The 21,976-nt window shown below is 69.7% G+C and carries 22 protein-coding genes and 1 tRNA gene; 12 read left to right on the forward strand and 11 right to left on the reverse strand.

Features of this window, described 5'->3' with window-relative positions:
- Positions 1 to 46: 46 nt before the first annotated feature.
- Entirely contained in the window at positions 47 to 409 is a 363-nt protein-coding gene (locus AB7E03_RS03750; RefSeq protein WP_489939444.1) for a hypothetical protein, read from the reverse strand.
- A gap of 65 nt (positions 410 to 474) precedes the next feature.
- The gene (locus tag AB7E03_RS03755) at positions 475 to 954 is read right to left on the reverse strand and encodes an NUDIX hydrolase (RefSeq protein WP_489939446.1); all 480 of its coding nucleotides are present in this window, start codon (positions 952 to 954) and stop codon (positions 475 to 477) included.
- 77 nt (positions 955 to 1,031) lie between these two features.
- On the opposite strand from AB7E03_RS03755, the gene AB7E03_RS03760 reads away from it, so the two are divergent.
- From AB7E03_RS03760 to AB7E03_RS03770, 3 genes are all read left to right on the forward strand, one after another.
- Positions 1,032 to 1,490, forward strand: coding sequence for an NUDIX domain-containing protein (locus AB7E03_RS03760; RefSeq protein ID WP_489939448.1), 459 nt, complete (start codon positions 1,032 to 1,034; stop codon positions 1,488 to 1,490).
- A gap of 160 nt (positions 1,491 to 1,650) precedes the next feature.
- The gene (locus AB7E03_RS03765; protein ID WP_489939450.1) at positions 1,651 to 3,354 is read left to right on the forward strand and encodes a bifunctional 3'-5' exonuclease/DNA polymerase; all 1,704 of its coding nucleotides are present in this window, start codon (positions 1,651 to 1,653) and stop codon (positions 3,352 to 3,354) included.
- Positions 3,355 to 3,421: 67 nt separating this feature from the next.
- Positions 3,422 to 4,282, forward strand: coding sequence for a DUF1684 domain-containing protein (locus AB7E03_RS03770; protein WP_489939452.1), 861 nt, complete (start codon positions 3,422 to 3,424; stop codon positions 4,280 to 4,282).
- Positions 4,283 to 4,299: 17 nt separating this feature from the next.
- Here the strand turns inward: AB7E03_RS03770 and AB7E03_RS03775 are convergent, their stop codons facing one another.
- Complete coding sequence (locus AB7E03_RS03775) at positions 4,300 to 4,887, reverse strand: PadR family transcriptional regulator (protein WP_489939454.1); 588 nt, start codon at positions 4,885 to 4,887, stop codon at positions 4,300 to 4,302.
- A 187-nt stretch (positions 4,888 to 5,074) separates the two neighbouring features.
- Between AB7E03_RS03775 and AB7E03_RS03780 the strand changes: the two genes are divergently transcribed.
- Positions 5,075 to 5,578, forward strand: coding sequence for a DUF3145 domain-containing protein (locus AB7E03_RS03780; protein WP_489939456.1), 504 nt, complete (start codon positions 5,075 to 5,077; stop codon positions 5,576 to 5,578).
- A 119-nt stretch (positions 5,579 to 5,697) separates the two neighbouring features.
- On the opposite strand, the gene AB7E03_RS03785 is transcribed toward AB7E03_RS03780, so the two are convergent.
- From AB7E03_RS03785 to aceE, 6 genes are all read right to left on the reverse strand, one after another.
- Positions 5,698 to 6,939: a beta-ketoacyl-[acyl-carrier-protein] synthase family protein gene (locus tag AB7E03_RS03785; RefSeq protein ID WP_489939458.1), complete on the reverse strand. Its 1,242-nt coding sequence runs from the start codon at positions 6,937 to 6,939 to the stop codon at positions 5,698 to 5,700.
- 110 nt (positions 6,940 to 7,049) lie between these two features.
- Positions 7,050 to 7,301: an acyl carrier protein gene (locus tag AB7E03_RS03790; RefSeq protein ID WP_021765217.1), complete on the reverse strand. Its 252-nt coding sequence runs from the start codon at positions 7,299 to 7,301 to the stop codon at positions 7,050 to 7,052.
- 44 nt (positions 7,302 to 7,345) lie between these two features.
- Positions 7,346 to 8,350, reverse strand: a complete 1,005-nt coding sequence (locus tag AB7E03_RS03795; protein ID WP_489939461.1) for a beta-ketoacyl-ACP synthase III — start codon at positions 8,348 to 8,350, stop codon at positions 7,346 to 7,348.
- A gap of 18 nt (positions 8,351 to 8,368) precedes the next feature.
- Positions 8,369 to 9,289 carry an ACP S-malonyltransferase gene (locus tag AB7E03_RS03800; protein WP_489939463.1) on the reverse strand — a complete coding sequence of 307 codons (921 nt, stop codon included), beginning with the start codon at positions 9,287 to 9,289 and terminating at the stop codon, positions 8,369 to 8,371.
- A gap of 85 nt (positions 9,290 to 9,374) precedes the next feature.
- On the reverse strand, positions 9,375 to 10,574 hold the full coding sequence (locus tag AB7E03_RS03805) for a PucR family transcriptional regulator (RefSeq protein WP_489942852.1): 1,200 nt from the start codon (positions 10,572 to 10,574) through the stop codon (positions 9,375 to 9,377).
- A 23-nt stretch (positions 10,575 to 10,597) separates the two neighbouring features.
- The gene (aceE, locus tag AB7E03_RS03810; protein ID WP_489939465.1) at positions 10,598 to 13,324 is read right to left on the reverse strand and encodes a pyruvate dehydrogenase (acetyl-transferring), homodimeric type; all 2,727 of its coding nucleotides are present in this window, start codon (positions 13,322 to 13,324) and stop codon (positions 10,598 to 10,600) included.
- Between the two features lie 201 nt (positions 13,325 to 13,525).
- On the opposite strand from aceE, the gene AB7E03_RS03815 reads away from it, so the two are divergent.
- Both AB7E03_RS03815 and AB7E03_RS03820 read left to right on the forward strand, forming a co-directional pair.
- Positions 13,526 to 13,996 carry a peroxiredoxin gene (locus tag AB7E03_RS03815; protein WP_441782240.1) on the forward strand — a complete coding sequence of 157 codons (471 nt, stop codon included), beginning with the start codon at positions 13,526 to 13,528 and terminating at the stop codon, positions 13,994 to 13,996.
- 42 nt (positions 13,997 to 14,038) lie between these two features.
- Positions 14,039 to 14,111 (forward strand) — tRNA-Val (locus AB7E03_RS03820).
- A gap of 4 nt (positions 14,112 to 14,115) precedes the next feature.
- Here the strand turns inward: AB7E03_RS03820 and AB7E03_RS03825 are convergent.
- A complete protein-coding gene (locus AB7E03_RS03825; RefSeq protein ID WP_489939467.1) occupies positions 14,116 to 14,724 on the reverse strand; it encodes a TetR/AcrR family transcriptional regulator in 609 nt (202 codons plus the stop codon).
- Between the two features lie 99 nt (positions 14,725 to 14,823).
- Here AB7E03_RS03825 and AB7E03_RS03830 point away from each other — a divergent pair, with 99 nt between their 5' ends.
- The 6 genes from AB7E03_RS03830 to AB7E03_RS03855 all read left to right on the forward strand — a co-directional run bounded on the left by AB7E03_RS03830 (position 14,824) and on the right by AB7E03_RS03855 (position 21,612).
- Complete coding sequence (locus tag AB7E03_RS03830; RefSeq protein ID WP_489939469.1) at positions 14,824 to 16,143, forward strand: MFS transporter; 1,320 nt, start codon at positions 14,824 to 14,826, stop codon at positions 16,141 to 16,143.
- A 71-nt stretch (positions 16,144 to 16,214) separates the two neighbouring features.
- Positions 16,215 to 18,503, forward strand: a complete 2,289-nt coding sequence (locus AB7E03_RS03835; RefSeq protein ID WP_489939471.1) for a glycoside hydrolase family 3 C-terminal domain-containing protein — start codon at positions 16,215 to 16,217, stop codon at positions 18,501 to 18,503.
- Positions 18,504 to 18,585: 82 nt separating this feature from the next.
- A complete protein-coding gene (locus AB7E03_RS03840; RefSeq protein ID WP_489939473.1) occupies positions 18,586 to 19,338 on the forward strand; it encodes a phosphatidylethanolamine N-methyltransferase family domain-containing protein in 753 nt (250 codons plus the stop codon).
- A 63-nt stretch (positions 19,339 to 19,401) separates the two neighbouring features.
- Positions 19,402 to 20,469, forward strand: coding sequence for a zinc-ribbon domain-containing protein (locus AB7E03_RS03845; RefSeq protein WP_489939475.1), 1,068 nt, complete (start codon positions 19,402 to 19,404; stop codon positions 20,467 to 20,469).
- A 108-nt stretch (positions 20,470 to 20,577) separates the two neighbouring features.
- Complete coding sequence (locus AB7E03_RS03850) at positions 20,578 to 21,006, forward strand: VOC family protein (RefSeq protein WP_489939477.1); 429 nt, start codon at positions 20,578 to 20,580, stop codon at positions 21,004 to 21,006.
- A gap of 69 nt (positions 21,007 to 21,075) precedes the next feature.
- Complete coding sequence (locus AB7E03_RS03855; RefSeq protein WP_489939479.1) at positions 21,076 to 21,612, forward strand: universal stress protein; 537 nt, start codon at positions 21,076 to 21,078, stop codon at positions 21,610 to 21,612.
- On the opposite strand, the gene AB7E03_RS03860 is transcribed toward AB7E03_RS03855, so the two are convergent.
- Positions 21,609 to 21,833, reverse strand: coding sequence for a hypothetical protein (locus tag AB7E03_RS03860; RefSeq protein WP_441782232.1), 225 nt, complete (start codon positions 21,831 to 21,833; stop codon positions 21,609 to 21,611). The genes AB7E03_RS03855 and AB7E03_RS03860 overlap by 4 nt on opposite strands.
- Positions 21,834 to 21,976: the final 143 nt, after the last annotated feature.

The following is a 21,976-nucleotide window of genomic DNA, read 5'->3' on the forward strand; positions in this document are numbered from 1 at the left end:
CGGGTGGCGGGTTAAGCGCGGGTGAACGGCGGGTGCGCCCGCACGCTCATCCCTCGCCGAGGGCGTGCAGCAGTTGCGCCTTGTTCATCCGCGAGTAGCCCTGGATTCCGCGTGACTTCGCCCGGTCGCGCAGCTCGCGGAACGTCGGGATGCCGGTGCTCGCCGCTGGGGCAGCCACGTGCTCGGCGATCTGCTTCGCCGAGGTGCGGGCCTCCGTGGCGGTCTTCTTCGCCCGCCGGATCGCCTTCTGCGCATCCTTCGCGGCCACCTGGAGGCGGTCCGCGAGGTCCTCAGCCTGCCGCCGGGTCTTCTTGTCGAGCTTCTTCACGGCGTGCTCCGCCTCGCCGACCGCGACTCTCGCCGCATCCAGCGCGCTCTCCGCTGCCTTCTCCGCCTTGCTCTTGGCCACAGTGCCTCCTTCGGGTTCGGCCCCCTGGATGGGGCTTACCCTATGGCCCCAAGCGCCTCTGCGGGCTAGTGGATTTCCGCGTCCTGCTCCAGGCGGGCGAGGAGCGCATCCAGAATGGGCCGCTGGGCCTTCGTCAGCTTCACGCGCGCCTCGTCGACGGTGAACCAGCGGGCGTCGTCGATCTCCGGGAACGCCTGCATCCGGCCGGAGCGCGGCGGCCACTCGAGCTCGAAGGTGTTGCTCTCGACGGTGCCGGGATCGAACTCGGTCTCGGCCGCGAAGACGACGATGGTCTTACCCGAGCCGCGGAACTCGCCCAGCGGCACGTAGTCGGCATCCGGTGCGGACGTCCCGATCTCCTCCGCGAACTCCCGGCGGGCGGCGGAGAGCTCGTCGCCCAGGTCGTCCGACTCGACGATGCCCTTCGGGAGGGACCAGGCCGCCTCGTCCTTGCGCGCCCAGAACGGGCCGCCCATGTGCCCGATCCACACCTCCACGTCCGTGCGGCGGCGGTACAGGAGCAGGGCGGCGCTGCGGACGGTCATGCCGCCCAGCCTGCCACCTCGCGTCGCCGTGTGACACCGCGTCCGCTGGGTTCGGCGGCGGCGACTAACGTGGAGACGTGGATTCGGGAGACGCGTGGGTGGAAGGGCCGGAGGGCCAGCGGTTCTGGGGCCGGTTCGGTGCCGCGGGTCTGCTCGTGCACGACCTCCGGCGCGGGGTGCTGCTGCAGCACAGGGCCGACTGGAGCCACTTCGGCGGCACCTGGGGTCTCCCGGGCGGCGCCCGTCACGCCGACGAGAGTGCGGTACAGGGCGCGCTGCGTGAGGCGGCGGAGGAGGCTGCCGTGCCTCCCGATGCGGTCCAGGTGCTGTTCGAGAGTGTTCTCGACCTGGGGTTCTGGTCGTACACCACCGTCGTGGCGCAGGCCGTCCGGCCGTTCGAGCCGCACATGGCGGACGTCGAGAGCATCGAGCTGCGCTGGGTGCCCATCCACGAGGTCACCGAACTGCCCCTGCACCCCGGCTTCGCGGCCTCGTGGCCGCAGCTCCGCTCCCGCCTCACCGCCCTCTCCGACTGACGCGCCCGCTTCTCCCGCCCCGCCGTCCCCCTTGCCCCTGTCCCAAGCGATCCGCTCCTGAGTTTTTCCGCTCGACACGCGGTCGCGGGGACGAAAAACTCAGGAGCGGATCGCTTGGGGCCGGCAAGGGGGTGTCGGGGGTGGGCGCGAGAATGGGAGGGTGCACATCCTCCTCGAGCGCGCCGAGCGCGGCGTCGTCCGCGCCACGCGACTGGAGGCAGGCGGCGCGGGCGACAGCGAGCGCGCCGAGACGATCGTGGCGGACGACCTCGCTGCCTTCGTCGGCACCGAAGAAGCGGCTGCCGACCGGCCCCGTTGGGTGTGGGATGACACGCGCTCCTGGTACCCGCCGCTCCTGGCACGGGGCGTGCGGGTCGAGCGGTGCGTCGACCTCCGGCTCAGCCATGCCATCCTGCGCAACTCCACGCTGACCGCCGCAAGCGCTCTGGCCCGCGCTGAGCCGGGGCCCTGGGATGTCGCCGCCGAGCCCGAGCTGGAGGTTCCGGCCGCCCGAACCGCCCACACCGCCCTCTTCGATCTCGACGACGCCCCGCGGACCGCTGCAACCGCTCGGCCGTCCGCCCGCACCGAGTTCGCCGCCCAGGAGGACGCGGTCGCCACCAGCACCGACCCGCGTCGCCTGCGGCTGCTGCTCGCGGCAGAGTCGGCGGGCGCGCTCATCGGCGTCGAGCTGCAGCATGCGGGCCTCCCGTACCGTGCCGACCGTCACGACGAGCTCCTCACCGACCTTCTCGGCCCCCGGCCCTCGTACGGGCGGCCGGCGGTACTGGATGCTTTGGTGCGGGAGATCCGCGAGGCGTTGGATGCGCCCGAGCTGAACCCCGACAGTCCGCCCGATCTGCTCAAGGCGCTGCAGCGCGCTGGCGTCATGGCGACATCCACTCGCTCGTGGGAGCTGAAGAAGCTCGAGCATCCCGTCATCGACCCGCTGCTGCGCTACAAGAAGCTCGCTCGGCTCCTCACCGCGAACGGCTGGACCTGGCTCGACACGTGGGTGCACGACGGCCGTTTCCGGCCCGACTACGTGCCCGGCGGCGTGGTGACAGGCCGCTGGGCCACCCGGGGCGGGGGCGCGCTGCAGCTGCCGCGGCAGGTGCGCGGTGCTGTCGTCGCCGATCCCGGCTGGAAGCTCGTCGTCGCCGACGCGGCGCAGCTGGAGCCGCGCGTGCTGACCGGGCTCGCCGGCGACCAGGCGATGGCGGCGGCGGGTCGCGGCAAAGACCTGTACGAGGGCATCGTCGCGTCGGGAGCGGTCGAGCAGCGCGCGCAGGCGAAGGTGGCCATGCTGGGCGCCATGTACGGCGCCACGACAGGGGAGAGCGGCCGGCTCATGCCCCGGCTGACCCGCGCCTTCCCGCGCGCCGTCCGGCTCGTGGAGGAGGCCGCGCGGGCGGGGGAGCGCGGCGAGAAGGTGACGTCGCGCCTCGGCCGGAGCTCGCCACTTCCCGGACGGGCGTGGGCCGTGGCCCAGTCCGCCGCCTCCGCCGCCGATTCGACCGACGCCGACGAGCGCCGGGCGCGCGGCCAGGCACGCGACTGGGGCCGGTTCACCCGCAACTTCGTCGTGCAGGCGAGCGCCGCCGAGTGGGCACTGTGCTGGATGGCCGAACTCCGCAACCGGCTCACCGCGCTCACACCCGACGCGCCCCTCACCGCCGCGCCGCACCTGGTGTACTTCCTGCACGACGAGGTGATCGTCCACACTCCCGAGGCGCTGGCGGAGCCGGTCGCCGCGGCCGTCCGCGCCTCGGCGGAACAGGCCGGGAGGCTGCTTTTCGGGGACTTCCCGGTGGAGTTCCCGGTCACCGCGGCGATCGTCGACACCTACGCCGAGGCGAAATGACCGCCCGCGCGGAATGCCCGAGTGTCGGAGTTGGTTGTCACCACAGACCTGGCCGAGGATGGAGATCATGACCGACACCGCCACGCAGAGCAACGAAGCCCCCCGGACCGACCCGAACTCGGTTCTCGCCCGGTACCGCGCACGCCGCGAACAGGCGGTCACCGCGCCCCAGGGCAACCTGGCTCTCGTGAACACGCAGTGGATCACGGGCGAGCCCGACTCCGAGCAGCCGGTGTGGGGCGTTCCCGGCCTCTGGTCGCCGCTGCCGAAGGGCGAGTCCGGCCTGAAGGTCACCGCCCAGGCGACCGACAACATCTTCGTGGATGAGGTCCTCGTGGACGGTTCGGCGATCGTTCGCGGCAAGGACGACCCGAATCCGGGTGCCATCCGCTTCAGCGACACGCAGACCGGTTTCGTCATCGCCAGCGAGGAGGGCGACTACGCCCTGCGGGTGTGGGATGCGCAGTCCGAGGCGATCCAGGAGTTCGGCTCCATCGACGCCTTCCCGTTCAACCCCGAGTGGATCATCAGCGCGACCTTCAGCCCGATCGAGGGCGGCAAGACGGTCGGCTTCGAGCACCTGAAGGACGACGGCGCCACCCGCGACATGGTGATCCCGGGCGAGATCACGTTCAGCAAGGACGGCGTCGACTACAACCTGGCCGCCTTCAAGGCGGGCCGCGCGCTCCAGCTCGTCTTCTCGGACACCACCAACGGCGACAGCACCTACTCGGTCGGACGCTTCCTGTTCGTCGTTCCGAACGAGGACGGCACGGTCACCCTCGACTTCAACCTCGCGGTGCTGCCGCCGTGCGCGTTCAGCTACAACTTCAACTGCCCGCTCCCGCCGGCGCAGAACCGGTTCGCCGTGCCGATCGAGGCCGGCGAGAAGAACGTCCTGAACAAGCAGGGCGAGCTGCTCCACTAGTCCGTCACGGGCGCTTCCTAGCCGACGGGCGGGACGGTTTCGGTCGTCTCCGCCGCCGGCCGACGCCCGCGCCGCGGACGCTCGGGGGAGCGCGGCTGCACCAGCGCGCCGGGGTGCGCCCGCAGGGTCGCCGCCACCTCGTCCAGCCACTCGATGGCCGCTTTCGCGCCTAATTCCCCCGCCCGGTTGGCCGCGAGGAGCGCCCGCGAGTCGGCCTCATGCGTGAGGTACCGGATCTTCTCGGCGAAGGCGGCGCGGTAGTCGTCGACGATCGCGAGGGCATCGGCTCCGTCGAGGGAGGCGGCGATCAGCACCTGATCCTGCATCTCGTCCCAGTCGGGCCGCGCGTCCGACGGCCCGCTCCGGAGCCACACTGCCGCGGCTTCGCGGCCGGCGGGCGTCAGTTCGTAGAGCGGGAGGCCGTCATCGGTCGCCCCGGCGGAGGCGACGAGTCCCTGGTCGGTCATCCGGTCGAGGGTCGAATACACCTGCCCAGGGTTCAACTGCCGTCGGTGCGCCGCGCGGCACAGGAACTCGCTCTGCAGCTGCGACCCGTACGCCGCTCCCTGCGTCAGCAGGGCCAGGAAACCGTTCTGCACCGACATACTCGGTATGCTATTGCGCCGAACGTTCGCGGGACGAGCGAATCGCCGAATCACAATCTTGTAACTACCCGCGGTTCTCGGGCATAATCGTGGCAACGCGCGCGAGCGCCTGCACAATTGCATATGCCGAAACACTTCATCCGTTCCTGGTCGTAGGGGAAGACGCACCAACGAACGGAGGAGAACCATGTCGGCACAGACAGCTCGAGGGGTGCTCTACGTGCACTCCTCACCTGGCGCGCTCTGCCCTCACATCGAGTGGGCGGCGGGACGCGCGCTCGGTCGCGCCGTCAACTTCACGTGGGAGACGCAGCCCGTGCTCAAGGGCTCGCAGCGCACGGAGTTCTTCTGGGATGGCCCCCAGGGCACGGGCGCACGCCTCGCATCCGCGCTGCGGGGCTGGGAGCATCTTCGTTACGAGGTCACCGAGGATGCCGGTCACGGCACCGACGGCGGCCGGTGGATGCACACTCCCGATCTCGGCATCTTCTTCGCCCAGGTGGACACGGCCGGCAACATGGTGATCCCGGAGGACCGCATCCGCTACGCCATGGAGATCGCCGGCTCGAACACCCTCGAGTTGCACCGCGAGCTGCGGCTCGCGCTCGGGCAGGCGTGGGACGACGAGCTGGAGCCGTTCCGGCACGCCCACGACGACACCTCGGTCATCTGGCTGCACAACGTCGGCTGACCACGCCACCACTCCCGCAGCGGGCCCGGCTCAGCCGCCCGCCGGCGGTGACACAGAGAAGGCCCCGGTCGCATCGACCGGGGCCTTCTCTTGCGTCAGTGTGTCTGTGTGTCAGCGCGTCAGTCTCCGTAGCTGCGGAACGCGGCGACGGCGTTGTGGCCGCCGAAGCCGAACGAGTTGCTGATGACCAGCTGCGCGCCCTCGCCGAGCGGCTGCGGCTCACCGACCACCTTGAGCGGGATCGCCGGGTCCATCTCCGTGATGTTGATCGTCGGCGGCGCCTTACGGTCGCGGATGGCCAGGATCGAGAACACCGCCTCCAGGGCGCCGGTGCCACCGAGCAGGTGACCGGTCGACGCCTTGGTGGCGGACACGGGGATGTCGTGCACCCGCTCCCCGAACACCTCGCGCAGGGCGACGTACTCGGACGGGTCGCCGACCGGCGTGCTCGTCGCGTGCGCGTTGATGTGGGTGACGTCGTCAGGCACCGCACCGGCGCGCTCCAGCGCGATGTGCACGGCGCGGCTCGCGCCACGGCCCTCCGGGTCGTTGGCGGTGATGTGGTACGAGTCGGCGGTCACTCCGCCACCGGCGAGCTCGGCGTAGATCCGTGCGCCGCGGGCGAGCGCGTGCTCCTCGGTCTCGAGCACGAGGCTGGCCGCGCCTTCGCCCATGACGAAGCCGTCACGGTCGACGCTGTACGGCCGCGACGCGGTCTCGGGCGAGTCGTTGCGGCGCGAGAGGGCCTGCATGGAGGAGAACGAGGCCACCGTGATCGGGTGGATGGCCGACTCCGTTCCGCCGGCGATGATCACGTCGGCGAGGCCGGCCTGCAGGTGCTCGTAGGCGTTGACGATCGACTCGGTGCTGGAGGCGCACGCGGAGGCGACCGTACGGGCGAAGGCCCGCGCCTCGAAGTGCATCGACACTGCGGCGGAGGCGGCGTTCGGCATGAGCATCGGCACGGTCATGGGGAGGACGCGCCGGGGTCCGCGCTCGCGCAGGGTGTCCCACGCATCCAGTAGCGTCCACACGCCGCCGATGCCGGTCGCGTAGTCGACGCCGAGGCGCTCAGGGGCGACCTCAGGACGTCCGGCGTCCTCCCACGCCTCCATGGCGGAGATCAGGGCGAACTGGCTGGACGGGTCCAGCCGCTTGGCGACGGGGCGCTCCAGCACTTCCTCCGGCCGCACCTTCGCCTCCGCGGCGAACGTGACGGGCAGCTCGTACTTGGCGACCCAGTCGTGCTCGAGGGCGCGGGCGCCGGATGTACCGGCGAGCAGGCCTGCCCAGCTGTCGGGGGCGGTGCCACCGAGGGGCGAGGACGCACCCATACCGGTGACGACGATCTTCTTGGTCATAACGGCAACTCTCCGTGAGAAAGAACAGCGGCGCGCTCAGCTAGAGCGCGTTCGCACGCGCGGGCGGCGACTCGAGGTGGCGCCGCCCGCGCGGAAGTCCTTGGCGGCGCTTAGGCGTCCTGCGCCTTGACGATGAACTCGACCGCGTCTCCGACGGTCTTGAGGTTCTTCACCTCTTCGTCGGGGATCTTGACGTCGAACTTGTCCTCGGCGTTGACCACGATGGTCATCATCGAGATCGAGTCGATGTCGAGATCGTCGGTGAACGACTTGTCCAGCTCAACCGTGTCGGTCGCGATACCGGTCTCGTCGTTGATGAGCTCGGCCAGGCCGGCAAGAACTTCTTCGGTGGACAATGCCATGGTTTTTCTCTCCTTGGGGGGTGTCGTTTTGACCGTGGAACAGTCTAGGGCAGCACGACGACCTGCGCGCCGAACACCAGACCGGCTCCGAAGCCGATCTGAAGCGCCAGACCGCCGCTCAGCTCCGGGCGTTCCTGGAGCAGTCGGTGGGTTGCAAGGGGGATGGAGGCGGCGGACGTGTTGCCGGTCGTCTCGATGTCGCGGGCGATCGCGACGGTCTCCGGCAGCTTGAGCTGCTTGGCGAACTCGTCAACGATGCGCATGTTCGCCTGGTGCGGGATGAACGCGGCCAGCTGGTCGGGGCTGACCCCGGCCTCGTCGAGAGCCTGCTTGGCGACCTTGGCCATCTCCCACACGGCCCAGCGGAAGACCGTCTGGCCCTCCTGGCGCAGGGTCGGCCACGGCTTCTCCCCGTCACGGTACTCGAGGAGCGTGTTGCCCATCCCGACCGCGTCGGCTTTGGAGCCGTCCGAGCCCCACACCGTCTTCGCGATACCGGGGTAGTCGCTCGGCCCGATGACGACGGCACCGGCGCCATCGCCGAGCAGGAACGAGATGGTGCGGTCGGTCGGGTCGACGACGTCGGACAGCTTCTCGGCGCCGACGACCAGCGCATAGTGCGCCGCGCCGGTGCGGATGAGCGCGTCGGCCTGAGCGATGCCGTAGGCGTAGCCGGCGCAGGCGGCGTTCATGTCGTAGGCCGCTGCCGGGTTCGCGCCGACACGATCGGCGAGGACGGCCGCGATGGACGGGGTCTGCTGCACGTTCGAGACGGTGGCGACGATCACGGCGTCGATGAGCTTGGGGTCGACGCCCGACTTCTCGATCGCCTCCTTCGAGGCCTCCGTAGCGAGGTCGACGGCGAGCACATCGGCGCTGGCACGGGTGCGCGTGATGATGCCGGTGCGCTGCCGGATCCACTCGTCGGAGGAGTTGATCGGGCCGACGAGGTCGTCGTTCGGCACGACGAGGTCGCCGCGGGCGGCGCCGATAGAGAGGATGCGGGTGTACTGCGGGCCGTGAGACTGCTGCAGGGTGGGGTGGGTCATCGTGATGCTCCTTGCGGCTCAGGCGGCCTGGTCGATGAGGTCGAAGGCGGCGGCCAGGTCGTCCGGCGTCTTGATCGCGACGGTCGGGACGCCCTTGAGGCCGCGCTTGGCGAGACCGACCAGGGCGCCGGCGGGGGCCACCTCGATCAGCCCGGTCACACCGGCCTGCTCGAACGCTTTCATGTCGAGGTCCCAGCGCACCGGCGACGACACCTGGCCGACCAGCAGGCGCAGGAATTCGGCGCCGTCGGTGACCTCAGAGCCGTCCTTGTTGGTCCAGAGCCGCAGGCTCGGGTCGTTCGTGGTCAGGGTGGAGGCGAACTGCTCCAGCGCCGGCACGGCCGGTGCCATGTAGCGGGTGTGGAAGGCGCCGGCGACCTGCAGCGGGATGACGCGCGCGCGGGCCGGCGGGTTCTCGGCCAGCTGGGCCAGCGCATCCACGGCGCCCGCGACGACGATCTGGCCGCCGCCGTTGTAGTTGGCGGGGGAGAGGCCGAGCTCGTCCAGACGTGCGAGCAGTTCCGTCTCGTCGGCGCCGATCACCGCGCTCATGCCGGTCTGCGCCTCGGCCGCGGCCCGGGCCATGGCGGCGCCGCGCTCGCGCACGAAGGCGACGGCGTCCGTCTCGCTCAGCACCCCGGCGCCCGCGGCAGCGGTCAGTTCGCCGACCGAGTGGCCGGCGATGCCGCCGACACGCTCGCGGCGCCCGTCAGTCAGAAGAGCCGACAGGGTCAGCAGCCCCGCCGAGACGATGAGCGGCTGTGCGACCGCGGTGTCGCGGATGGTATCGGCGTCGCTCACGGTGCCGTGGGCGACGAGGTCCATGCCCACGGCGTCGGAGATGCCGGTGAGCTGATCGCGGAACGAGGACTCGGTGAGCCAGGGGTCCAGGAAGCCCGGGGTCTGGGATCCCTGCCCGGGGCACACGATGACGATCACGGTTTCCAGTCTGCCAATCTTCCGCCCAGCGGATGTGTCGAACGGATACGAAGTATCCGCGGATGCTTTGTGGTTGTCTACAAACTCAACTGCCGCGACGCGAAGAATCCGGCTCGTTGATGGAGCCGACGATCAGCGCCGCCTGCAGGATGAGGGCCTCTCGCGCGCCGGTCGCATCCCACCCGATCACCTCGGAGACCCGCTTCAGGCGGTACCGCACGGTGTTGGGGTGCACGAACAGCTCGCGTGCCGTCGCCTCGAGCGACCGGCCGTTGTCGAGGTAGCACCAGAGCGTGGTGAGGAGCTCGGTGGAGTAGCCCTGCAGCGGACGGTAGATGCGGCTGATCAGGGTCGCGCGCGCCAGGCCGTCGCCCGCGAGCGCCCGCTCGGGCAGCAGGTCGTCGGCGTGCACCGGGCGCGGGCAGTTGCGCCATGCCTTCGCCACCGCGAACCCGGCGAGGGCCGCCTTGGCGCTCTTGGACGCATCCACCAGGCTCGGCACCTCGTGGCCGAGCACCAGGTGGCCGGCGCCGAAGCCGGGCTCCAGCTGCTGCGCGATCTCCATGAACGAGACGATCGGCGCAGGACCGATCTGGTCCTCCGGCGTGCTGTTGCTCGGCCAAGCCCGGCCGATGACGAGCACGAGCCTGCTGCCCTGCACGCCGATCAGCACGTCGGCCGACATGTGCCGCGCCGTACGGCGCAGCTGGTCGACGTCGAGCATCTTCGGCGCGGTGCCGACCAGCACGCTCACCTCGCCGTGGCCGTGCCAGCCGAGGGCGGCGATCCGGCTGGGCAGCTCGTCGTCGTACTCGCCGGTGAGGATGCTGTCGACGACGAGCGCTTCCAGCCGGGCGTCCCACAGGCCGCGGGCCTCAGCGGCGCGCGCGTACACATCGGCGGCCGCGAACGCGATCTCGCGGGAGTACAGCAGGATCGACTCCCGAAGATCCTCCCCGCCGCCGCTCTTCACGCGCTCCTCGACCACCTCGACGGTGATCTTGATCAGCTGGAGGGTCTGCTGCAGGCTGACGCTGCGGAGCAGCTCGCGCGGAGCCGCACCGAACACATCCGCGGCGATCCACGGCGTGGACCGCGGGTCGTCGTACCAGGAGATGAACGACGAGATGCCCGCCTGGGCCACCAGGCCGACGGCGCTGCGTCGGCCCGGTGGCATGTCGCGGTACCAGGGGAGGGTGTCCTCGAGTCGCTTGAGCGTGGTCGTCGCCAGCTCACCCGAGATCTTGCGCAGCCACGCGAGCGTCTCGGGCTTCGTCCTCTCCACCGGCTTGCCGGCCACGGGAGGCGTTACGCCTCGCCGCCCGCGGAGCCGGTGGTGCCGGCGTTGACGTCGTGCAGCAGGTACTTCTCGATCGCCCAGGCCGGTGCGTTCGGGTCGACCTTGCCCTGAGCTGCGAGCAGCTCGAGCGTGCGGACCACGAGCGACGGGCCGTCGATCTTGAAGAACCGGCGCGCGGCCGGGCGGGTGTCCGAGAAGCCGAAGCCGTCGGCGCCGAGGGTCGCGTACTCGCCCGGGACGAACTGACGGATCTGGTCGGCGACGGCGTGCTCGTAGTCACTCACGGCGACGAACGGGCCGTCGGCCTCCTGCAGCTTGCGGGTCACGTACGGCACCTGCTTCTCCTGCTGCGGGTAGAGGAAGTTGTGCTCCTCCGCCTTCAGGCCGTCGCGGCGCAGCTCGTTCCACGAGGTGACGCTCCAGACATCCGCCGACACGCCCCAGTCCTGCGCGAGCAGGTGCTGCGCCTCGAGAGCCCATGGCACCGAAACGCCCGACGCGAGCAGCTGGGCCTTCGGGCCCGCCACATCGGAGGTGCTGATGCGGTGGATGCCGCGGACGATGCCGTCCACATCCACGCCCTCGGGCTCCGCCGGCTGGACGATCGGCTCGTTGTACACCGTGAGGTAGTACATGACGTTCGGGTCGGGGTGGTTGCCGCCGTACATCCGCTCGAGGCCGGCGCGCACGATGTGGCCGATCTCGTAGCCGTACGCGGGGTCGTACGAGACGACCGCCGGGTTCGTGGATGCCAGCAGCGGGGAGTGGCCGTCGGCGTGCTGCAGGCCCTCACCGGTCAGCGTGGTGCGGCCGGCGGTGGCGCCGATCAGGAAGCCGCGCGCCATCTGGTCGCCCGCCGCCCACATCGCGTCGCCGGTGCGCTGGAAGCCGAACATCGAGTAGAAGACGTACACCGGGATGAGCGGCTCGCCCTGCGTCGAGTACGACGTGCCGACGTTGGTGAACGCGGCCAGTGCGCCCGCCTCGTTGATGCCGACGTGGATGATCTGGCCCTGCGGGCTCTCCTTGTAGGCCAGGAGCAGCTCGCGGTCGACCGACGTGTAGTGCTGGCCGTTGGGGTTGTAGATCTTCGCGTTGGGGAAGAAGGCGTCCATACCGAAGGTCCGCGCCTCGTCCGGGATGATCGGGACGATGCGGTGGCCGAAGTCCTTCGAACGCAGCAGGTCCTTCAGCAGGCGGACGAAGGCCATCGTCGTGGCGATCTCCTGCGTGCCCGATCCCTTCTTCGAGATCGCGTACGCGGAGTCGTCCGGGAGGTTCAGCTGCGTGTACTTCGCACGGCGCTCCGGCACGTAGCCGCCCAGGTCGCGACGGCGCTCGTGCAGGTAGCGAATCGTCTCGTCCTCGGCGCCCGGGTTGAAGTACGGCGGCAGGTACGGGTTCTCCTCGAGCTGGGCGTCCGACACGGGGATGCGCATGGCATCCCGGAACGCCTTCAGGTTGTCGAGGGTCATCTTCTTCATCTGGTGGGTCGCGTTGCGGCCCTCGAACGACGGACCGAGGCCGTAGCCCTTGATGGTCTTCGCGATGATGACCGTCGGCTGTCCCTTGTGCTCGACTGCCGCCTTGAAGGCCGCGTACACCTTGCGGTAGTCGTGGCCGCCGCGCTTGAGGCCCCAGACCTGGTCGTCGCTGTAGTCCTTGACGAGCTCCAGGGTCCGCGGGTCGCGGCCGAAGAAGTTCTCGCGGACGTACGCGCCGTTCTCGGTCTTGTACGTCTGGTAGTCGCCGTCCGGCGTCTGGTTCATCAGGTTGACCAGCGCACCGTCGGCGTCGTGGGCGAGCAGGTCATCCCACTCGCGGCCCCAGATCACCTTGATGACGTTCCAGCCGGCGCCACGGAAGTAACTCTCCAGCTCTTGGATGATCTTGCCGTTGCCGCGCACAGGGCCGTCGAGGCGCTGCAGGTTCGCGTTGATGACGAAGGTGAGGTTGTCGAGCTTCTCGTTCGCCGCCACCTGGAGCTGGCCGCGTGACTCCACCTCGTCCATCTCGCCGTCGCCGAGGAAGGCCCAGACGTGCTGGTCGGACGCATCCTTGATGCCGCGGTTGGTGAGGTACTTGTTGAGCTGCGCCTGGTAGATCGCGTTGATCGGGCCGAGACCCATCGACACGGTCGGGAACTGCCAGAACTCCGGCATGAGGCGCGGGTGCGGGTAGCTGGAGAGCCCGCCGCCCGCGTGCGACTTCTCCTGGCGGAAGCCGTCGAGCTGGTCGGCGCTCAGGCGGCCTTCGAGGAAGGCGCGCGCGTAGACGCCGGGGGAGGCGTGGCCCTGGAAGAAGATCTGGTCGCCGCCGCCCGGGTGGTCCTGGCCGCGGAAGAAGTGGTTGAAGCCGACCTCGAACAGCGTCGCGCTGGAGGCGTAGCTGGAGAGGTGGCCGCCGACGGCGATGCCGGGGCGCTGCGCGCGGTGCACCATCACGGCCGCGTTCCAGCGGATCCACGCCCGGTAGCGGCGCTCGATCTCCTCGTCGCCGGGGAACTCCGCCTCGTTCTCGGGGGAGATGGTGTTGATGTAGTCGGTGGTCGGCACCATCGGGACGCCGACGTGCAGGTCCTTCGAGCGCTTCAGCAGGCTGAGCATGATCTCGCGAGCACGCTCATGGCCCTGGGCCGCAACCAGTTGGTCGAGGGATTCGCGCCACTCGGCGGTCTCCTCCGGGTCCGAATCGATGTTATTCATCGAGTACGGGTCCTGGTCGTTTACAGTCACCCTCGACCTCTTTCTTGTGTCGGATGGATCGTGGACGGGCCACAACGCTGTCGGGTTACGACAAGCGTGGGCACCAACATTCAGCCTAGCCTCACTCCGCGGGTACTGATGACCGCCGCTTGGCTCTCCCGGAAGCGAGGTCTATGCTCTGTTCTCGTGCCTGCGCGCGAGCCACGCCGCGCCGGCGTGAAAGGACTATCGATGGCACTCGAGAACGACACCCTGGCTCCCGACTTCGAGCTTCGCAACCAGTACGGCGAGACCGTTCGGCTGAGCGACTTCCGTGGACGCAAGGCGGTGGCGCTCGTCTTCTTTCCGCTGGCCTTCTCCGGCACCTGCACGGGGGAGCTCTGCGCGCTGCGGGACAACATCGGCCTGTTCGAGGACCACCGCGTCGAGCTGCTGGGCATCTCCGTCGACTCCAAGTTCACGCTGCGCGCGTGGGCCGAGCAGGAGGGCTACGACTTCTCGCTGCTGGCCGATTTCTGGCCGCACGGCGAGATCGCGAAGGAGTACGGCGTGTTCCTCCCCGAGAAGGGCTTCGCGAACCGCGCCACCTTCCTGATCGACGAGCGCGGCATCATCCGCGCCTCGTTCATCACGGCTCCCGGCGAGGCCCGCTCGATCGACGCGTACCGCGCCGCGCTCGACCGGCTGCCCGCCCACGTCTGACCGCTCGCGTCTGATCGCATCCACTAGGCTGGCGGTCATCCCGGGCCTTTAGCTCAGCTGGTAGAGCGCCACGTTTACACCGTGGATGTCGTCGGTTCGATCCCGGCAGGGCCCACTCACTAGACGCCGCGAGCGGGGACCTTCGCGTCGAGGAGTTCGAAGAAGGCGTCGACGGTCGCGGCCATGTCGACGGCAGGGTCCTGCATCCACTGCAGCTGCATGCCGTCGGAGACCGCCTGAACGAGGCGCGCCAGCGTGTCGGGATCGACCCGGTCGGTCAGGCGGCCGTCGCGCTGCCGGTCGGAAATCGCCTCGCTGAAGGTCTGACGGATCGCGGCGCTCCGCTCGACGAAGTAGTCGTGGGCGGGATGCTGCGGCTCGCCGGCCTCGACCGCGAGACGGGAGAACAGCTCCACGAGGCCCGGAACCTCCGCGTTGTGCGCGACGATCCCGACGAACCCCTCGCGGATGCGATCGAGCGACGGGTGCTCGTCGATGGCGCCGAAGCGCCGCGAGTCGACCTCGTCTCGCTTGCGGAGGATGGCCGTGAACAGCTCGTCCTTGCTGTCGAAGTAGTGCAGCAGCCCGGCCTGGCTGAGGCCGACCGCCTCCGCGAGCTCCTTCACGGACGCGCCGTGGTATCCCTCGCGGGCGATCACCTCCAGCGCGCTCTCCAGGATCTCGTCGCGCTTGGCCACGCCCTTGGCGTAGGCCCCTCGTCGTGCCATGCCTCCACACTAAACCCGAACATCGCTTGCATTTCCAAAACCGAGTGACGTAAGGTTTTGCCACCATCCACGGTGGATGGTGAGAGGACACCTTCGACAATGACGTCAGACACCTCCGTGCCGACCGGCGACCCGGTCGCCGAACCCGTCCGTCCCATCACGACGAACACCTTCGTCGGCACCGCCTCCGGCAGCGACGATCCGCCCACGCCGCTCAAGGGCCTCCGGCGCCTGATGGCGTGGATCATCCCCGCCAACATCGGCATCTACCTGATCTGGGGAGCCGTGCCCGGCATCCTGCTCCCGCAGCAGATCACCGTGCTGTTCGGCGAGGAGGACAAGGTCGCCAACCTGGCCATCGTCGCCACCATCGGCGCGTTCGCCGCCATGGTGGCGCAGCCGATCGCCGGGCAGATCTCCGACCGCACGCGCTCGCGCTTCGGCCGGCGCGCGCCGTGGATCATCATCGGAGCACTCGCCGGCGGGCTCTCCCTCGTCGGACTCGCGTTCGCCGGTTCGTTCATCGGCGTGATCATCGCCTGGACCCTCGTGCAGATCTCGTTCAACTTCGCGCAGGGGCCCCTGACGGCGGTGATGCCCGACCGCGTCCCGCTCAAGCGGCGAGGCACGTTCGCGGCCCTCATGGGCATCGGCCTGATGGTCGGCGCGCTCGGCGGATCGATCGTCGGAGCCCTGTTCTTCAACAGCATCGCCGTCGGGTACATCTTCTTCGCCGTGTTCGCGCTCGTCATGCTGAGCCTCTTCGTGCTCGCGAACCCGGACTACCCCAGCCGTCAGCTGCAGCGTGAGCCGTTCACGCTGACCGAGTTCCTGAAGACGTTCTGGGTCAACCCGATCGCACATCCCGACTTCTTCTGGGCGTTCACCGGACGGCTCCTGCTCTACACCGGCTACTTCGCGGTCACGGGGTACCAGCTGTTCTTCCTCACCGACTACTTCCACATCGCGCATCCGGAGCAGGTCATCCCGCTCCTCGGGCTGCTCAGCCTGGTCGGCATCATCGTGTCGACCCTCGTCGCCGGGCCGCTCTCCGACCGGGTCGGTCGCCGCAAGCCCTTCGTGTTCGCGTCGGCGGCCGTCGTGAGCCTCGCCTTCCTCATCCCGTGGATCTGGCCGGACATCACCGCCTGGATCGTCATGACGGTGATCGCGGGCTTCGGCTTCGGGATGTTCCAGGCGGTCGACACGGCGCTCATGAGCGAGGTGCTCCCGTCGGCGAAGTCGTTCGCGAAGGACCTGGGCGTCGTGAACATCGCGGCGACCCTGCCGCAGACGCTCGCGCCGGGAGTCGCCGGCGCCATCGTCCTGGCCTTCGGTTTCGCGGGGCTCTTCCCCGTGGCCATCGTCCTCGGCATCCTGGGTGCACTGGCCGTGTGGCCGATCAAGGCGACCCGCTGACCCGCTCGCGCGCCCGCCGCGCCGCATCCAACACCGCATAGTTCCGCACAGTTCCGCACGGAAGGAAACACATGACCGACACGATCACGCACGACCAGGCCGCCGACATCACCGGCCTCACCACCGAGGAGAAGGCGTCGCTCACCAGCGGCGCGAGCTTCTGGCGCACCAAGGGAGCGGAGCGCGCGGGCATCCCGTCGGTCATGCTCACCGACGGCCCGCACGGGCTCCGCAAGCAGAGGGAGGGAGGCGATCACCTCGGGATCGGCGACAGTATTCCCGCCACGTGCTTCCCGCCGGCGGTCGCCCTCGGCTCCTCGTGGGATGTCGAGCTGGTCGAGCGCGTCGGCGCCGCCCTCGGTGTCGAGTCGTCGATCGAGGACGTCGCCGTCATCCTCGGCCCCGGCATCAACATCAAGCGGTCGCCGCTCTGCGGCCGCAACTTCGAGTACCTCAGCGAGGACCCGATCGTCTCCGGCGTGCTGGGCGCGGCGCTCGTGCGCGGCATCCAGTCGAAGGGCGTCGGCGCGTCGCTGAAGCATTTCGCGGCGAACAACCAGGAGGACGACCGGATGCGGTCCTCCTCGGACGTCGACCCGCGGCCGCTCCGCGAGATCTACCTGCGCGCGTTCCAGCGGGTGGTCGAGGACGCGCAGCCGCACACCGTGATGTGCTCCTACAACCGCATCAACGGCGTCTTCGCCTCGGAGAACCGCTGGTTGCTCACGGACGTGCTCCGTGACGAGTGGGGCTTCGAGGGCCTCGTCGTGTCGGACTGGGGCGCGGTCTCCGATCGCGTCGCCGCCCTGCGCGCGGGCCTCGACCTCGAGATGCCCGGAAACGGAGGGGAGACCGATGCGAAACTCGTCGCAGCCGTCTCCGACGGTTCGCTCGATGAGGCGCTCCTGGATGCGTCCGCGCAACGCGTTGCCTCGCTGGCGACCCGCTGGGCGGCCACTCCGCGAGTGGAGGGACCGCTCGATGTGGAGGCGCACCATGCCCTCGCCCGCGAGGCCGCCGCGCGGTCGATCGTGCTGCTGAAGAACGAGCCGGTGGACGGCGAACCGCTCCTTCCGCTGACGACCGGCCGCTCGATCGCGGTGATCGGCGCCTTCGCCGAGAAGCCGCGCTACCAGGGCGCGGGCTCGTCGATGATCAACCCGACGCGGGTGGATGACGCGCTGACGGCGATCCGCGCGGCGGCCGGTGACGCGACGTTCGCGCCCGGCTTTACGTTGGCGGCCGACCAGGACCCCGCCGAGACGGCGCGGCTGCGCGACGACGCGGTGGCTGCCGCATCCACTGCCGACATCGCCGTCGTCTTCGCCGGACTTCCGGCGCGGCTCGAATCGGAAGGCTACGACCGCGACGACATCGACCTCCCAGCCGACCAGCTGGCTGTCATCGACGCCGTCGCCGCAGTGAACCCGCGGACGGTCGTCGTGCTCTCCAACGGCGGCGTGGTCACCCTCCCGTTCGCGCGGCGTGTGCCGGCGATCGTCGAGGGATGGCTCCTCGGCCAGGCGGGAGGCTCGGCGACCGCCGACGTGCTGTTCGGTGCGGTGAACCCGTCCGGCAAGCTCACCGAGACCATCCCGCTGCGGCTGGAGGACACCCCCGCGTTCCTCAACTTCCCTGGGGAGGAGGGGCACGTCCGCTACGGCGAGGGCCTGTTCGTGGGCTACCGCTGGTACGACGCGCGCCGGATGGAGGTCGAGTACCCGTTCGGCCACGGGCTCTCTTACACGACGTTCGGGTACGACGCGGCGCGTGTCTCCGAGACGGACGGCGGCGACCTGGAGGTGCGGATCACCGTCACCAACACGGGCGATCGCGCGGGGCGCGAGGTCGTGCAGGTGTACACGTCGCTCCCTGGATCCCGTGTGCAGCGGGCGCCGCGCGAGCTCAAGGGCTTCGCGTCGGTGGAGCTCGAGCCGGGCGCCTCCCGCGAGGTGGTCGTGGTCGTGCGGCGGAAGGACCTGGAGTACTGGGACCTCCGCGCCGAGCGCTGGGCGGTCGAGGGCGGCGACTACGTGGTCGAGGTGGGGGCGTCGAGCCGCGACCTGCGGTCCACGGTCACCGTCGCGGTCGACGGTGACGTGGTGCACCTCCCACTCACCCGGGAGTCGTCGCTCGGCGAGGTGCTCGCGCATCCCGTCGCCGGCCCGCTGGTGCAGGGGGCCCTTGCCGGGATGTCGCAGATGCTGGAGGGCGCATCCTCGATCATGCCGGAGGGCGTCTCGATGGAGCGGATGATGGCGTCGTTCCCGATCGGCCGGATCGGCATGATGGCCGGAGGCCAGGTCACCCCGGAAATGATCGACGGCCTCCTGGCCGCCGCCAACGCGCCGCAGCAGTAGCGCATCCACTGGTCCCGACACGCCGCGACGGCACCGCTCGTCGCGGCGTGTCGGGACCACTCGATCGCGCTAGCCTGACCGCATGCCCGAGGGAGCGTACCGCTGGTTCGTCTACGCCGAGCTGGCGCTGGCGGCGGTCACCTACATCGCGCTGCAGTTCGTCGTGGCGCCATACGGCGGCCGCCACGGACGCGGGGGCTGGGGACCGACCGTGCCCGCCCGCGTCGGCTGGGTCGTCATGGAGGCGCCCGCGTCCATCCTCTTCGTCGTCTTCTACCTGCTCGGTTCGCACCGGGCGGAGCTGGTGCCGCTGGTCTTCCTTGCGCTCTGGCTCGTGCACTACGTCTATCGCGCGTTCGTCTACCCCTTTCTGATGCGCTCGGGGTCGCGGATGCCGGTGCTGGTGATGCTGCTCGCGATCGGGTTCAACGTGCTGAACGCCTGGGTGAACGCGCGCTGGATCTCGGAGTACGGGACGTATCCGGTCGCCTGGCTCTCCGATCCACGGTTCTGGATCGGCGTGGTGCTGTTCGCGGGAGGGCTTGCGCTGAACGCGCGGTCGGACCGGACGCTGCGGCGCCTGCGTCGCGCAGGCGGCGGCTACCGCATCCCGAGCGGGGGAGGCTTCCGGTACGTGTCGAGCCCGAACTACCTGGGCGAGATGGTGGAGTGGACGGGCTGGGCCGTCGCCACATGGTCGCTCGCCGGAACGGCATTCGCGCTGTACACGATCGCCAACCTGGCCCCGCGGGCGATGGCGAACCACCGGTGGTACCGGGAGACGTTCGACGACTATCCGCAGGAGCGGCGCGCGCTGATCCCGTTCGTGCTCTGAACGCGATGTGCGCCCCGATGACGGTGGTCCCGCTTACGCTGGCGGCGGGAGAAGGGATCGCTGGTGCCGGAGAGCGTCGAACAGTGGTGGGCACGCCGCCAGTGGTCGAAGGGAGTCGCCGTTCCGTACCCGATCGGCAGCTACCGCAGCGACTGGGAGCGGTACCCGGTGCTCATCCGGCAGTACCATCCAGACCTCAATCACGGGATCACCCTGACGCAGGTCCCGCCCGCCGCCGACGTGTATCTGGTGTGGGAGTGCGACTCTGGTCACCGCTTCGTCGCGACGCCCGAGGAGCAGCGGTCGCGGCCCGGGGGCACGCGGCGTCGATCGGTGTGGTGCCCGCAGTGCTTCGAGGCGGCGGCGCCGCGGCCGGTGCGCACCCCGGAACACGATGCCGGCGTCCACCTCTGCGGCCATGTCCGCGATCTGCGGAGGATCGAGAACGACGCGGCCGATGACCGCTGCTATCTCTGTCGCAGGCTCGACCGCGAATCGATCACCCGGGAGCAGCTGGTGAGCATGGCGGCGCCCGGCTCACGTGTCGCCGTTTCCGCTGACAACGGGACGGCGACGAAGCACTCCTGGCAGTGCGAGGCCGGACATCCGACCTATCAGGCGAACATCGAGCGGATCCTCGGCGGGCGGCGCTGCCCGGTGTGCCGTCACGCACACGGCGGCGCGGTCGCGGTGCCGGTGGGGGAGGCGTTCGTGAGCCGCTGGGCGCCCGTCCCGGCCTCCGCGGCGGAGCCCGAACTGAAGCGACGGCTCGCCGCTCGCCTGGAACTCGACCTGGGCATGAACGCGGTCCGCGTCGCGAAGCCGTTCCATTCCCACCTCGAGGTATGGCCCGACATCCTGCTGCCGGAGCTGAAAGTCGCGATCGAGTACGACACCACCGGGCGGCACGGGCTGGAGCACGTCGGCCCACGGGAGGCCTCGGACCGGCGCAAGGACCGCCTGCTGCGGGCGGCCGGCTGGGAGGTGGTGCGGGTGCGCTGCGGCAAGCTGCAGCCGATCGGGCCGTACGACCTGACGGCCGGAGCGGTCAATGACACGCTCGTCGAGCGCATCCTGGGGCGGCTGGGAGAGATCCGCGGCGACCTGTTCGTGGCGGCGTACCTGCGCTGATCGGTGTGCGCGCATTTTCGCGCATTCGCACTCTGGTACGCGGCGCGCACCCATCGCTACGCTGGGCGGCGAACCGGCATCCACACGCTCTCACGAGGAGGACACACCATGCCGTCGACATTGAACCCATACCTCAACTTCCGCGCGTCCGCGCGCGAGGCGATGGACTTCTATCAGTCCGTCTTCGGCGGGGAGGTGCAGCGCAGCACCTTCGCCGAGTACCAGATGGCGCAAGACCCGGCCGACAACGACCTGATCATGCACTCGCAGCTGACGTCTCCATCCGGCTTCACACTGATGGCAGCCGACGTGCCCGCGCACATGGACTTCAACGAGGGCACAAACATCAGCATCTCCCTGAGCGGCGACGACGAAGCGGAGCTCACCGGGTACTGGGAGAAGCTCGTCGATGGCGGCACCGTCGTTGAACAGCTCGCCAAAGCGCCGTGGGGTGACAGCTTCGGCATGGCGGTCGACCGCTTCGGCATCCAGTGGCTGGTGAACATCGCGGGAGCTCCGGCGGCGTCCGCGGGCTAGGCGACTGGTCCGGCGGGGAACGTGGACGAGAACGGGTCGGTACCCGCCGCTGACGTGACGGAGGCTGACGTGACGGACGCCGTCGAGACGGAGGCTGACGCGGGGTCGCCGCAGACGGCGGGCGCCGTCGTGGTCGGCGTCCTCCGCGGACAGGACCGGATAGTGGTCGAGGAGGCCGCCCGCCTGGCCGGCGAGCTCCGTCGGCCCCTGCTGTGCGCCTACGCCAGCGAGGACAGCTACCTGACCGAATGGGACAAGCCGGACACGGTCGCCGGTGAATCGCTGCACCCCACGGAGGTCGGTGCGGGGGAGGGGCAGGCGGTGCTCGCCCTCACAGCAGCCGTTGCGGAGGTGCTGGACGCATCCGGCGCCACGGATTGGTCATTGCGTCTCCTCGCGGGCGATCCGGCGAAAGCCCTCGCTCGGGTCGCGGCCGAGGTGGAGGCCCGGCTGATCGTCGTCGGCACCCGGCGGCGCGGCTTCGCGAATGCCGTCGAGGACCGGCTCGCAGGCTCCGTCGCCGCACGGCTTGCCCATGACCAACTCGTGCCTGTGGTCGTGGTCCCCGTTCCCACGAAGGAGCGGGGCCGACCGACCCTTGCCTAGGAGTGCAGCGCGTCGAGCGCCGCGTCGAAGGAGCGGAAGTAGCTGCGCTGGCCGGGCCGCCCGATCTGCGTCACCTCGAACATCGCATCCAGCTGCAGGATGAAGCCCACCACCGGAGGCGCGCCCACCGCCGCGACCCGAGTGTCACTGACCCTCCACTCGTGGTCCGAGATCTCCGACACCTCCAGCCCTTGGCGGAGGAAGCGCGCGTGCGTTTTCATAAGCCCAGCCAAGTAGACCGGCGAGTTCAGGGCCAGAGCTTGACAACGATCCCGAACGGTGGTCGATGCGTCGATTTGCTGTATTCCCGAACGGTCCTCGCGCGGGATATGTTCAGCCCGTCCACCTAGGACGAGGAGGTCAT

It is taken from the genome of Leifsonia sp. RCC_180 (assembly GCF_058138205.1).